Raw genomic sequence first — 13340 nt, forward strand, 5'->3', positions numbered from 1 at the left:
GGTGTCAAAGAGAAGGTTCGATTAAATCATTTCATATCCATAGGCTTCAAAGAAGAATTGCCACTGTGTATTGATGGCTTTGATTTGGCTAGGAGAGAGGCTTAGGTGTTGGTTTTTTTGATAGTTGTTGGATTGTTTTACTTCCTGCTTGATCACGGTTCTTGCTTGATCGAAATTCTCTAAACGTAATTGTTGATAGATAGACTGTAGTTGTTCCATCGGGTCACGCACAAAATCTTCGTAAGCCACCTCTATGATTTGACTATCGGGTATATCAGATTGGTCTGCTAGATATTTTCGGTGAAGCAGAGTGTAGGAGCGGATTATGAATGCTTCGATTGCCTCAGTAGTCGTGGTGTGAAAACTGAGAATGGGCAAAATCTTGTTGTAGAGTGCAGTATTGGACTGAAATACCTCATAAGGGTTTCGGTGGATATGTACGAAAAGTGCATCAGGATATAGCTCACGAATTTCTTTGACTCGAGCGGTATTGGAGGGGCTTTTGAGGACGAGTTGCTTGCCTTGGTTTTTGTAGGTCAGCTTTTGGATGAGGTAGTGTAAATTATTTTTCCATTGATTGCTATTATCATTATAGCCCCCCTCGAATGTGACCGTGTGGTCAAATATCTCCTGAATATATTTCGGAAAATAAAACGCATGGGTGAACGATGTGGTACTCATATTGGCCATCCCGAATTCTTCCTCCGTAGGGAGTTTAGCACCTGCTTTCACATTGTCCTGAGGACGCGTGGCGGGCATGAACAGGTCTACGATTTTTTCTGTGATCTTGCCAGTAGTCAGCATGAGGTGTGGCACCAGAGCATCATTGGTCGTACAGAAGGCTAGCTGTGGATCCGTGCTCATGAGGTTGTGAAGGTAGGTCGTGCCGCTGCGGTGATGCCCTAGGATGAAAATAGGTCGCTTGACAACCGTAGCTTTGATTTTTCGATCAAAAAACAAATATTCGATCAGCTGAAATGGGGTATTTAGGGTAGCAATCAGTGTGATGAATAACGCTTTGGGTAGCAAAGACCAGCTGATCGCAAAACGATACTGAGCGACCACCCTAATCCAAGTTTTGATATCCATCCCCATAGCTGTGTGCTTGAAAATATGAAAGTAATCTTTGACCTGGTGTTTTATCAGCATAGATTTATTTTTTGGTAAAACTAACCGATCCTTGTTTTTAAAATCTACTTGATCCAATTGAAAACTTATCTACGTCCTCTTGCTTTGTTTCTAGGCCTGATCAGTCAGTCATGGTGTCTGCTGGGGCAAACTACCGCGATCAGTGGGCGAGTACTGGAGCAAACGTCACGAGAGCCAGTACCTTTTGCTCATGTTTTCCTGAAGGGAACGCAGATTGGAACGTCTAGCAGGCTGGATGGTGAGTTTCAACTGCAGGTCAAAAGTGATCATTTACCTACCGATACGATGGTCGTTTCTTCGTTGGGTTATGTAACACAGCAGGTGGTGGTCACGCAGCATACCGAAATCGAAGTGATATTAGAGCCTGAGATGAAAGTGATGGATGATTTGGTCGTGACCGCTGGTGAGAATCCAGCATACATCGTCATGGGTCAAATTATTGCACATAAGAATGTAAACAATCCAGACCGACTCCAAAACTATCGCTGCGAAGAGTATTCTAAGATTCGTTTTGACCTAAACCATCTCACCGAGAAGGTGAAAAATAATTTCTTGTTGCGGCCTTTTGATTACATCTGGGACAAAGCGGATACTACTGGAGATGGTGTGAGCTTCTTGCCCGTACTGTTGGTCGAAAAGCAATCCGAACACTACTACCGACAGTCTCCGCTCAAACGCAAAAGCTTGGTCAGAGCCAAGCAGGTCACAGGGCTGCCTGGGCCTAGAATTCTTGAATTTGTGGAAGAACTATACTTTACCCCCAATATCTACGAGAATTATATGGTGATTTTGGAGAAGAATTTTCCCAGTCCGCTGATTGATAACTATCAGCTGCACTATGAGTACTACCTGGACAGTACAGGAACTGGAGAGGACAAAGAATACACGCTACAGTTTCTACCGAAGCGCACACGAGATTTAGCCTTTAAAGGCCAGATGACGGTGGACTCTGCGAGTTATGCGATCAAGTCGATCTCTTTGCGCTTTGACATCATGGCCAATGTCAATTTTGTGCGGAGCTATCAGGTAGAGCAGAATTATCGTGAGGTGGGTAGTGGGCAGTGGATGTTAGCCGAATCCAATGTGCTGGGAGACTATACAGTTGTGGAAAATTCGTCTGACCTGACCGGGTTCTTTGGGAGGAAACGAGCGGTGTTTGATCACTATGTGATCGATACAGCAGCGTACAAAAAGGCCTACGATGGAGTAGAGGTGATAGAAGAGCAGGCGGGCGCTGGGGACTATGACGAGTCCTATTGGGCGGCCAACCGAGTTGGTACACTTAGCTTGCAAGAGGAAGGCGTACAGCAGATGGTGAAGGAGCTGAAGCAAGACCCCGCTTTTGTCTCCCGAAAGAATATCGTGGTAGGAGTAGCGACAGGTTATGTGCCGTGGCGGTGGATGGAGATTGGAGATTTTTATACCTTCTACAGCAATAATTATGTAGAGGATTCTCGGTTGAAGTTCGGTTTTAGAACTAGAGAAAAGCTTGATTTCCCTTTGTCCGGTTCCGTGTACGGTGCCTATGGTTTTCGTGATGAGCGGTGGAAGTATGGTCTACAAGCAGCCTGGCGTTTGGGGCAGGCGGACGATACACGTGTCGGGTTTCGTTTCAAGGACGACATCATTCAGCTCGGTCGCAGTGTCAATGCGCTACCTATCGATCACATTTTGACCTCTTTCGTGCAGATTGGCAATACCGTCTCTCGTGTCTATGAGCAACGATGGTCTGGTTATTTGGAGCGAGATCTGATGACAGGAATGGTGGCGCGTTTGGGGTATTTTGATGCTATGATGAGTCCTACGGATACCGTGCAGTTTTATGAAATGGGACAGACGCATACAGCGCAGCACTATCGTGCCAGTGGTCTAGAGGTGACCTTCAAAATGAGTTGGCTCAATGATAACCTGGACGGGGATTTTTACAGTCGGCCGGATATGAAAAAGGAGTTTAGGAGGTTCCCAGACCTTGGGCTACAGTGGCAGTATGCTGATCGTTCCTTTGGAGGGAATGTTTCTTATCATAAGTTGACAGGCCAACTCAGCCAATATTTGTGGACTAAAAGCCTAGGCTATTTTCACTACCGAGTAGAGGCAGGGCTGACCGAGGGAACTGTTCCCTATCCATATCTCAATACGCCATTTGCTAATCAGCTCGTGCTATATGACGACATGGCTTTCAACCTAATGCACTACCTAGAATATGTGGCCGATCGCTATGTCACTGCCCATATTCAGCAGCACTTTGACGGATTGATTATGGACAAGATACCGCTGATCAATCGATTGAAGTGGCGCAGCTTTGTTTTTGCTAAGGGCTACTGGGGTAGCCTGTCTGCTCAAAACAGGAGCAGTTCCTATGACTTGCCACAGCAGACAGTAGGGATCATCGACCCCTACTACGAGGTAGGGTTTGGGTTGGAAAATATCTTTAAGATTGCGCGTGTGGATTTTGTCTGGCGACTCAACGAAACGACGCTGCCCAACAGCTATCAGTTTATCGTGAAACCGTCGTTTCGTTTTTCTTTTTAAGAAGCTAGGTTTTATATACGGCGCTTATTTAGATGGATACGGTAGCGTAATAGTCACCTTGGTACCTTCATGAAGTTTTGACTCGAACGCTAGGGTGCCGTTGTGTTTTTGGATGAAACCATAGCTGATGGAGAGCCCAAGTCCTGTGCCTTTTCCTTGTTCTTTGGTGGTGAAGAATGGGACTGTGAGTTGAGGGAGGTCTTCTTCGCTGACACCATCACCATTGTCGATACACTCAATGATGACTTGATCGGCTTCTTGTCGTGTGTTAAGGATAATTTTTCCAGTATCGGCGATGGCATCACTGGCATTGTGGATGATGTTGATGAAGACTTGGTGTAGGTTTCCAATATTGCCGAGGATAATGAGCGGTTGTTCGTTAAAATTTCTTTCTATTTCTACTCGATCTTTCAGTTCGTTGGTGAGGAGGGTGAGGCTATTTTCGAGGATGGCATGTAGGTCACATTTCTCGTCAAAGGATTCTTTGCTTCGGCTAAATTGGTTTAACCCTTTGACGATTTTGATTGCTCTGTCTGCACCTATTTTGATACTCCCCATCAGCTTTTTGAGATCTGGGTCTGTATGTAGTTCTGTGTTGTTGAGGTAGATTTCTAGTCCACGATACCCTCCCATGATGAAGTTGAGAGGGTTGTTGATTTCGTGTGCTACACCAGCGGTAAGTATCCCTAAAGATGCCATTTTTTCGGACTGGATCAGTTGCGCTTGCGTGTTCTGGAGGTCGTTCATGGCTTGGGTTAGTTCGGCGGTACGTTGTTCGACGAGATTTTCTAGGTTTTTCCTGTAGTTCTTTAATTCTGCTTCGATACGTTTTTTTTCTGTAATATCTCTTAGTACGGCTTGCACATATTGTATGCCGTTGATGTGAAGTGCGTTGAGACTAACAGATACGTCAAAAAGTTCACCATTAGGTCTTTGATGTTGCCAATCAAAAATTTGAGCTTCACCTTTTTCTGCTTTTTCAATTGCTTTTCTAGCTTCTTCTGTTGAAAGACGTCCATCAGGTTGAGTTTTGGGGCTAAATCTATAGGGTGCTTCCCCTATGAATTGATCTCTGTCACATTTGAAAAACTGACAGGTTATGTTATTACAGTCAATGAATTCTTGACCTTTGATGAGGATGATTGCGTCCATAGAGTTCTCATATAGAACTCGGTATTTTTCTTCATTGTCAGCAATTTTGGAAGATTGGTAAGCATTTTCTTTAAATAATTTTTGATTTTCTGCTAGCTGATTTTTTAGCGAGATTTCAAGTTCCTTTTGCTTACTCAGGTCAATGAGGGTTCCTGTCATTCTGACGGCACGGTTGCTTTGGTCTTGCGCTATGACTTTACCCCTAGACTGAAACCAGAGCCAGTTTCCATTTTTGTGTTGGATGCGGAGGGTAGCTTCGTGTAGCTCGTTGAGCCCTTTGAGATGCTGGACAAAAAGAGGGTGTGCCGCAGCGTAATCTTCTGGATGTACAAGTTTCTTCCACTTGGCTTGATTTAGGGGGCGAAGTTCAGAAGGATGGTATCCTATAATATCAAACCATGCATCGGATATGATGAGTCGACCCGTGGCGAAATTTAAATCCCACAGCCCTGCTCTAGTAGCGTCTATGGCAAGCCTTAACCTTTCTTCATTTTGTTCAATTTTAGCCGCGTTTTGTTTCTGAATAATGGAATAAAATACGAAAGCAAAAAGGACAGGAATCAATGCACCGAGGATGTCTTCGAACTCTTCTATATAAAAGAATAATAGAGCAAAATAAGCAAGCAGTAGAATTAAAAGTGAACCGAAAAGGAGACCGTCCATTTCAGTGATTTTTTTTCTTTCTCTAATGAGGATAACAAATGAAATAGTGATCAAAATTAGAGATATGGAATCTATTACATGCGTCATGATCAAGTTAGGCTTTGGATGATAATTGGGTGGATTTCCAAATCCACAAGAAGATGCAAAGTGACCCTAGCATGTAGAAGATATGTTCTAGGTAATCAAATAGGAGATGGAACAAGAAACCTTCGAGTATGGTGAACAACCAACCAAGCATGAGCAATGCGTAGCTACCCATTAAGTACCTCCAATGGGGTATTCTTGATAGGGTTTTGAAATAGATGATAGCAAATATTAGGACTATGACACTGATTAGAAGCATCAAGACTTCATTTTCGTATAGCATGGTTTCTTGGTTAGTCTAAACTATCTCTTTAAGATACTTATTGCTTTGTTTTTAAATGTGTTTTATGACAAAAATGTTTTGATGACAGGTTTTAAGCTGTCATTTTTTTTCTTTCATGACACGATATTCAGCGTAAGGTTTTTAATTATTTCTGTCCTAATCTCTGTAGTAAACTTACTTTTAAGTTGAAAAACGTAAAAGTAAGTTTGTTAACTTAAAAATAAGTTGTATCATTGTTTAGCTGATTCAAACAAACGCATAAAGCAATGACGACTTTAACTAAGGCAGAAGAGAAAATCATGAAGATTCTCTGGGGTATTGAAAAAGGTTTTATCAAGGATATCATCGATGAATACCCCAACCCAAAACCTCCTTACAACTCTGTTTCGACGATTGTTAGGGTCTTGGTACAAAAGGAAATTGTTGGATTTACAGCTTATGGCAACTCTCACCAGTATCATCCATTGATCAGTAAGGAAGACTATAGCAAAGGCCAGATGTCACGTCTGGTTTCTGATTATTACAACAACTCCCTTTCTAAAGTGCTGAGTTTCTTCTCGGAGAGTAAACAACTGGACGAAAAGGAACTGGATGAAGCGATGCGGATGCTGGAAGAACTAAAGGCCAAGAAAAATGGATAGGTTTTTAATATATCTACTGGAGTCTAGCTTGATTTTGGTCGGGTTTTATCTGCTCTACCATTTGGTGTTGAGGCCTGAGACCTTTTTTTCACTCAATAGATTTTATTTGATTACGATACTTCTGGTTAGCCTCATTTTTCCATTACTCAGTTTTGATTTTGGTACAGATGAATTGCCTGTGGTCAAAGCACCAATATTAGAAGTTAGTCAAGCCAGAAAGGCTTATTATGATGCTTTTGAGTTATGGTCTTTTGATCATCTATCAGGCAATGTCGTGTCAGAAGTGACTTCAGTAAGCATCTGGTCAGGTATCAATTGGTGGCAACTCTCTCAGCAGGTCTTTGTTGTCATCTATTTGATTGGTGTAGTGGTTTGTCTCTCTAGAACTTTCTGGACTTTTCGATGGGTCTTTGGTTTGATCAGGCAGTATCCACTCCAAAAAATGGATGACTTGACACTGGTCAAAGTCGCCTATCCTATCGCACCTTTTTCGTTTTTGAAATTTGTCTTTGTACACGAGGTTATGATCGGCTCGACGGAGTTTGACCAGATCTTGGCACATGAACGTACGCATGTCCATCAAAGACACTCCATAGATTTAATTATTGTTCAACTTTTGGCGGCCTTTCTCTGGTTCAACCCTGTGATCTGGCAGCTGATTAAATCCCTAAAAACAACACATGAATATATAGCAGATAACAAAATAATGAATGCGGGTTATTCCTTGGTTGAGTACCAGTCTTTGCTTTTGAGACAATTGATCAGCAACAACTCATACGGGTTGGTACACAATTTCAATTTAACATTTATCAAAAAAAGAATAACCATGATGAAAAATCAAAAATCAGGCTGGTCGGGCAAAGTAAAAGTAGCCCTAGCCATCGCAAGTACAATTGTTTTTAGCGTACTGATCGTCCAGTGCAATTCCACAATGGATGAAACAAGCATCATAGAGAATGAAAGTTCAGTGGCAAGCATAGAGGCAAAAGGTGTCAACTTGCCTATACTTCCAGATGTTCCTTTTTATTCCTATTTACCCAGTGAGGACGCAGTAGAAATTACGATTGTCGAGGATAAAATCACCCTTGATGATGAGGATGTTCAGGTAGTTGACATGGCTCTTTCGGTTGCCGAAAAAATAACCGAGCAGGGGGTCATCATCTTAAGCGTAGATGCACAGCAATCTATGAAACTGGTGAGAGATGTGCAGACAGAACTCAGGAGGGCTAATAGAAGAAAGGTTCTATATCTTGGGCAGACCACTACGGGAAAAATTATGGAATCCGCCATGCTGTTGCCCCCACTCCCAGGAGCACCTAATGAGCATGGGGTTAAGTTGCCAGAGATAGATGCGGCCTATATCGCTAAGCATGACCTCCATATATTGAGAGTAGAAATGGGAGAGGACAGGGGAGTGACAGTTCAGCAGGAGGTTTATGATTTCGTGACGAGTGAAGTTGCCGAGGAACGAAGTAATTATGTGGTTCAGGCAAAATTTCAGGATGAAGACAGCTACAAATCATATCTTCAGAACTTAGCCTATATACAAGAAGGGTTCAATCAAATCTATCAAGAGAGAACTCAATCCATGTTTGGCAAGAACTTTATGGATTTGAACAAAGAAGTTCCCGAAGAAAAGGAACAATACAATGCTGTTCGAAAAGGGATCCCAAGAGCCATCTCTATTTCTGAGAAATAAATTTTGGTGTCAATAGATTTGAAAAGGAGAATCCATGTAAGGTTCTCCTTTTTGATGTTTATAAAAGGGTGATACTCTACAGTCATGCTATCTTTGAATATGAAAAAAACTCAAGTGATAAATTCATCGTTGATCAAGAGCAAGATTGGGAAGTGATCGATGACAAGATCCGACGGAAAATTACGGGCTATGACGACCGATTGATGATGGTGAAGTTTCAACAAGGCGGGATAGGTGTCATTCATGATCATCCACACACCCAGGTGACTTATGTAGAGAGCGGTTCCTTTGAGCTCACCATGGGAGACGAGATCAAAATCATGCATGGAGGAGATTCTTTTTTCGTCCCACCCAATACGCCACACGGGGTGGAGTGTCTTGAAGAGGGGATTCTCATCGATGCGTTTAGTCCAATACGAGAGGATTTCTTGTCATAATGTTTTATGGAGCGATCACCAATTTAACTTTCTCGGTATAGTCAGAGGTGGCAATGGCTAGGATGTAAACGCCTTCGGTCAGACCATCTGTACGAAGGGTGAGGCTTTGGATATAGTCTTTTTTTTGCGTCATGATGGTGTTCCCATAAGTATCGTAGAGCGAAATAGTTTTTTGAAGATCGTCAGGATGTTCGAAATATACTGTCAGTACTCTGTCACTACTACGGACAGGGTTGGGGCCATACGAGATACGCGAAGAACTGGTTTGCTCTTCAGTAGGAATCTCTCCATTAAAATACCGTTCGGCGAAAGCGAAAGCTTGGTGACCAATGCGGTAACCGATCCGTCTGCCGGCTATGTCATCTACTGGAGGATGGATTCCTCCCCAGATGCGAGACAAGCTGCACTGGTCTGAGGCATCTTGATATCGTGCCCATTGGAGTGTGAGGTCTTCGCTAGGGCCAGTTTCGAATACCAAGAAATTGTCTTTTCGAGCGACAAACTCTCCCATGCCACCGGGGAAGTATTCGCTACCAGTGAGTAAAGAAAGTATCTCCGCTGCGGCTCTTGAAAACGTAGAATGTCCAGAAACATATCCTGCAAACGGAGGTGTTACAAAAGAAGGGCGCTGGTAAGGTTGTCACCTGGTCGCAGGTATCCAATCGACACGTTTGGTTTCGTCAGCTCCTTCGTAGTAGTTCCCAGGGACTTTCCAAGCCTTGATTTTAATCTCATTTTCAAAATTCCCAAATTGATTGATGGGGTCCGTCGCAGCGATGATCTCTACTTGGTTAGGTATCAGCGGTATCCCAGCGGGGTGGTAGTTAGGGAGCGATGCGTCGCTGCTCTGTCCTCGTTCGGCCATGGATCGTATGGCGGAGATAGGACGGATGTAGTCGTAGTAGCCTTTGATTCCCCAAGCGGTGACCGCTACGTCATGCATGGCTCCTCCTAGTGCAAAATAAGATTTCACATTCCACTCTAATGCATCCATGGGCTGGTCTTCTCCTTTGTATTTTCTCTCGAAATCTGGATGGTCATTGACGTGATTGAGCAGAACGAACCAGTGACCAGGTGGTGTCTCTGAGTCTGGGCCGTCTGCCCAGAACTCTGCCAATACACGCGTATAGTCTGCACGTAATACTGTCTGTGTTTCGTAGGGTAGACCTGTGACTGGATTGGTGGTGTAGCCTTGACTTATATCTCCTCCATTTTCAAAATCATAGAAATCGGGATAATCTGCTAAAGTTTTGGGGAGCTGGTCTAGAGGAATATTACCTATGGAATTTGGCGAAATATCCCAGCGGACACTGTCAGTAGGGTCGTGATGTGACGACCACTGTGCAACTAGACCAAACCCCCATTGGTAGTTTTGCAATGCGGTATCGTCCGGAGCTAAATTCAAGTAGGTTGGATTGCCAGGATCTATATAGACGAGGTATTCGTGACCATCACGTCTTTTTATATCTAGGTCTGATTCGTCCAAGGAAAAGGGGATCACCTGTCCCCACTCAGGACCGACGAACTTTGGTGTACTGGCTCCTTCGCTCAGGCCAGATTGACCGACGAACTCGTCGAAACTCAGCGGTTGCCATCGATTGGGATCTGCAATGCGGTTGGTTCCATAGCCATCCGGGAACATGGCTGGGTTAACTGTTTCGTAGAATCTGCAGGCATAGTTATGCGCTTCATTAGAGCCATCATTTAGTCCATGAGCGATGATCTGTTCGGCGATATAGTTGCCTAAGTCGTGCGGATCGGTGGTGTAGCTTTCTGTACTGTAGTCTTCTAGGTTGTTCGGGTTACTTGAGTCTATTTGGCTAAGCAATTGATCGTACCGTCGCTGTAGGGTGGTAGAGGCTGCTGGAGAGTTTTTGAAGCGGTGCGTGATGAGACGATGAGCTGCATAACTTAGAGCAATCTCTTGTGCTTCTTTTTGAGTCATCCCTGATGGAATATTAGTTCCCTCGTAAGAGATGTAAAAACCCCTGTGCTCATGGCCTAAAAAGTAGGTCGAAGCACTGGTTTCGTAAGCAGCCCATGCATCATACATCGCGGCAGAGATGTGAAACAGGTTTCGTGCATGGACAGTAGGACGTGCCTGATCATTTCTGATCGATTCGAGGAGTAGTTCATTCCACTGCCTAGCGACCGATTGGGCCAATGCAGTACCGTGCAGTAAGATTAGCAGGAGGGTTATTATCGATCTGAGCTGGAGTTTCATCCTTACCAAAATTAACGCAAAAAAGAAAGGAAGCCAATTTGACTTCCTTTCTTTTCGCTCTGATTTGAGGATCAGGTTAACCTACTTTTTCTACCACAAGGTTGTGGTTGGTATAGATGCAGATGTCTGCGGCGATGTTGAGGCTTTCTCTGACCATTTCTTCGGCGGTCATTCTGTCGCCGGCGTGTTTTTTCATGGTGAGGGCAGCAGATTGCGCATACATACTACCTGACCCGATGGTTGCAATATCGTGATCGGGTTCTAGGACATCTCCTGTTCCTGATACGATGAGTATTTCTTCCTTGTCAGCGACGATCAGCATGGCTTCTAGTTTGCGGAGGTAGCGATCGGTGCGCCAGTCTTTGGCGAGTTCGATGGCGGCACGCTTCATGTTGCCACCGTAGGAGTTGAGCTTTTCGTCCATCCGCTCTAGGAGTGTAAATGCATCAGCCGTAGAGCCAGCAAACCCTGTGACGATTTTGCCGTCTTGGAGTTTGCGAATTTTTTTGACGTTGCTTTTGGCTACTGTATTACCGAGTGTAGCTTGTCCATCCGCGCCAATGGCTACTTCGCCGTTGTGCTTGATGGCGCATACTGTGGTAGATCTTATTTTGGGATAGTTTGACATGTGTTTTGTGTTTAGATCTAAGTGAACGAAATAAAAAAGCGGCTGTTTCAAATACACGATGGTGATCGAAACAGCCGCTTACAATTTTATACTTATGGTTTACACCAAAATTCTAACGGGGTCTTCGATGAAGCCTTTGAGTGTCTGCAAGAATGCTGATCCTACTGCTCCATCTACCGTTCTGTGATCACATGTCAACGTCACTTTCATGATGTTGCCAGGTACAATCTCACCATTTTTCACGACTGGAGTCGCCTTGATCGCACCTACTGCAAGGATACACGATTCTGGTGCGTTGATGATAGAAGTGAACTCAGAGATACCGAACATACCGAGGTTAGACACGGTGAAGGTGTTGCCTTGCATTTCGTCCATTCCGAGCTTTTTCGCTTTTGCTTTTCCACCAAATTCTTTGACCTCAGCAGATATCTGAGCAAGAGATTTGTTGTCAGCGAATTTCACTACTGGTACAACCAGACCGTCTTCGATTGCCATCGCAACTCCTACACTGACGTGGTGGTTCATGCGAATGCTGTTGGTCTCGCTGATCCATGAGCTGTTGACTGCTGGGTGCTTTCTGAGGGCTGCAGCGACTGCTTTGATCACGATATCATTGAATGAGATTTTCACTGGGGCTATCTCGTTGATGCTTGCTCTGGCTTCCATCGTTTTGTCCATGTCGATTTCCATGGTGAGGTAGAAGTGAGGCGCACCGAATTGGCTTGCATTGAGACTTTTTGTAATCGCCTTTCTCATCTGCGTAGCAGGGATGTCTTCATAGCTTTCTACGCCTACAGCTGCTGCGCTAGTTGCACCAGCGATGGCTGGAGAAGCAGCAGGTTCATAAGCTTCTACGTCTCTCTTGATGATACGTCCTCCGTCACCTGATCCAGGGATTTTGGCGATATCAAATCCTTTTTCCTCGGCCATTTTCTTTGCCAAGGGAGAAGCGATCACTCTGCCATTAGTGTTTGATGGAGCAGGAGCGGGCGCCGCACTAGGAGCTGCTGCTTTTGCTGGAGCAGCGGCTTTTGGAGCTTCTTTTTCTGCTGGAGCAGCTTCAGCTGCAGGTGCTGCCGAGTTAGCTTCTTCAGCTTTCAATAAGGTCTCGTAATCAGCGCCTTTTTCTCCTATGATAGCAATCACGCCATCTACAGGTACGCCTTTGCCTGCTTCTACAGCAGTATATAGTAGGACACCATCGTCATAAGACTCTAGTTCCATAGTTGCTTTGTCAGTCTCGACTTCTGCTAGAATATCACCAGATTTGACGTCATCACCTACATTCTTGATCCATGCTGCGATCACACCTTCTTCCATGGTGTCACTCATTTTTGGCATTTTGACAACTGTAGCGTTGATGCCAGAGGTGTCTATCGCTTCAGCAGCAGGTGCTTCGGCTTTAGTTTCTTCAGTGCTTTCAGATTTTTCTTCTTGGTTCGCAGCACTTTCGCCACTACCAATAGATGCTACCAAGTCGTCTACATTTTCGCCTTTGTCACCGATGATTGCAATCACACCGTCGACAGGGACAGAAGCTTTTTCTTCAACTCCGATATACAATAAAGTACCATCATCGTAAGATTCTAGTTCCATGGTAGCTTTGTCGGTCTCCACTTCTGCTAATATATCTCCTGATTTTACTGTATCTCCTACTTTTTTGAGCCAAGACGCGATCACACCTTCTTCCATGGTGTCACTCATCTTTGGCATTTTTATTACTTCTGCCATGTTTTTGATTAGTTAAAAATCGAGCCGCTAAATTAGCTTTAAAAGCCCCTTATTTCAAATATATCATGGGCTAAAATTGGATTTCGTCTTGTGGGCAATGGTATTTCGTATAGTTTT

The 13340-nt window shown here is 44.1% G+C and carries 10 protein-coding genes; 4 read left to right on the forward strand and 6 right to left on the reverse strand.

Translation table 11 applies throughout. The features are described from left to right. Positions 1-21: 21 nt before the first annotated feature. On the reverse strand, positions 22-1149 hold the full coding sequence (locus BGP76_RS16330; RefSeq protein WP_119845456.1) for a sulfotransferase: 1128 nt from the start codon (positions 1147-1149) through the stop codon (positions 22-24). Between the two features lie 57 nt (positions 1150-1206). On the opposite strand from BGP76_RS16330, the gene BGP76_RS16335 reads away from it, so the two are divergent. Further along, positions 1207-3681, forward strand: a complete 2475-nt coding sequence (locus BGP76_RS16335) for a DUF5686 and carboxypeptidase-like regulatory domain-containing protein (RefSeq protein WP_158584308.1) — start codon at positions 1207-1209, stop codon at positions 3679-3681. Positions 3682-3705: 24 nt separating this feature from the next. On the opposite strand, the gene BGP76_RS16340 is transcribed toward BGP76_RS16335, so the two are convergent. Next, a complete protein-coding gene (locus tag BGP76_RS16340) occupies positions 3706-5496 on the reverse strand; it encodes a PAS domain S-box protein (RefSeq protein WP_158584309.1) in 1791 nt (596 codons plus the stop codon). A 633-nt stretch (positions 5497-6129) separates the two neighbouring features. Between BGP76_RS16340 and BGP76_RS16350 the strand changes: the two genes are divergently transcribed. The 3 genes from BGP76_RS16350 to BGP76_RS20565 all read left to right on the forward strand — a co-directional run bounded on the left by BGP76_RS16350 (position 6130) and on the right by BGP76_RS20565 (position 8640). Continuing rightward, positions 6130-6504: a BlaI/MecI/CopY family transcriptional regulator gene (locus BGP76_RS16350; protein WP_073120882.1), complete on the forward strand. Its 375-nt coding sequence runs from the start codon at positions 6130-6132 to the stop codon at positions 6502-6504. Continuing rightward, positions 6497-8203, forward strand: coding sequence for a M56 family metallopeptidase (locus BGP76_RS16355; protein ID WP_119845460.1), 1707 nt, complete (start codon positions 6497-6499; stop codon positions 8201-8203). The genes BGP76_RS16350 and BGP76_RS16355 overlap by 8 nt, the downstream gene beginning before the upstream one ends. 68 nt (positions 8204-8271) lie before the next feature. Beyond that, on the forward strand, positions 8272-8640 hold the full coding sequence (locus tag BGP76_RS20565; protein ID WP_255416149.1) for a cupin domain-containing protein: 369 nt from the start codon (positions 8272-8274) through the stop codon (positions 8638-8640). A gap of 4 nt (positions 8641-8644) precedes the next feature. Here BGP76_RS20565 and BGP76_RS16365 read toward each other — a convergent pair whose 3' ends face one another. The 4 genes from BGP76_RS16365 to BGP76_RS16380 all read right to left on the reverse strand — a co-directional run bounded on the left by BGP76_RS16365 (position 8645) and on the right by BGP76_RS16380 (position 13223). Next, positions 8645-9151, reverse strand: a complete 507-nt coding sequence (locus BGP76_RS16365) for a T9SS type A sorting domain-containing protein (RefSeq protein ID WP_119845461.1) — start codon at positions 9149-9151, stop codon at positions 8645-8647. 129 nt (positions 9152-9280) lie between these two features. Beyond that, positions 9281-10864 carry a DUF6851 domain-containing protein gene (locus BGP76_RS16370; RefSeq protein ID WP_119845462.1) on the reverse strand — a complete coding sequence of 528 codons (1584 nt, stop codon included), beginning with the start codon at positions 10862-10864 and terminating at the stop codon, positions 9281-9283. Between the two features lie 76 nt (positions 10865-10940). Beyond that, entirely contained in the window at positions 10941-11492 is a 552-nt protein-coding gene (hslV, locus tag BGP76_RS16375) for an ATP-dependent protease subunit HslV (RefSeq protein WP_119845463.1), read from the reverse strand. Positions 11493-11591: 99 nt separating this feature from the next. Then, positions 11592-13223 carry a pyruvate dehydrogenase complex dihydrolipoamide acetyltransferase gene (locus BGP76_RS16380; RefSeq protein ID WP_119845464.1) on the reverse strand — a complete coding sequence of 544 codons (1632 nt, stop codon included), beginning with the start codon at positions 13221-13223 and terminating at the stop codon, positions 11592-11594. Between the last annotated feature and the right edge of the window lie 117 nt (positions 13224-13340).

The sequence above is a fragment of the Reichenbachiella sp. MSK19-1 genome (genome assembly GCF_003590315.1).
Taxonomy (GTDB): domain Bacteria; phylum Bacteroidota; class Bacteroidia; order Cytophagales; family Cyclobacteriaceae; genus Reichenbachiella; species Reichenbachiella agariperforans.

Bases quoted from the DNA above. Each gene is read 5' to 3' on its own strand.
- BGP76_RS16370 (WP_119845462.1), bottom strand. From the start codon at position 10,864: ATGAAACTCCAGCTCAGATCGATAATAACCCTCCTGCTAATCTTACTG.
- hslV (WP_119845463.1), bottom strand. From the start codon at position 11,492: ATGTCAAACTATCCCAAAATAAGATCTACCACAGTATGCGCCATCAAG.
- BGP76_RS16350 (WP_073120882.1), top strand. From the start codon at position 6,130: ATGACGACTTTAACTAAGGCAGAAGAGAAAATCATGAAGATTCTCTGG.
- BGP76_RS16355 (WP_119845460.1), top strand. From the start codon at position 6,497: ATGGATAGGTTTTTAATATATCTACTGGAGTCTAGCTTGATTTTGGTC.
- BGP76_RS16365 (WP_119845461.1), bottom strand. From the start codon at position 9,151: ATGGGAGAGTTTGTCGCTCGAAAAGACAATTTCTTGGTATTCGAAACT.
- BGP76_RS16380 (WP_119845464.1), bottom strand. From the start codon at position 13,223: ATGGCAGAAGTAATAAAAATGCCAAAGATGAGTGACACCATGGAAGAA.
- BGP76_RS16340 (WP_158584309.1), bottom strand. From the start codon at position 5,496: ATGGACGGTCTCCTTTTCGGTTCACTTTTAATTCTACTGCTTGCTTAT.
- BGP76_RS16330 (WP_119845456.1), bottom strand. From the start codon at position 1,149: ATGCTGATAAAACACCAGGTCAAAGATTACTTTCATATTTTCAAGCAC.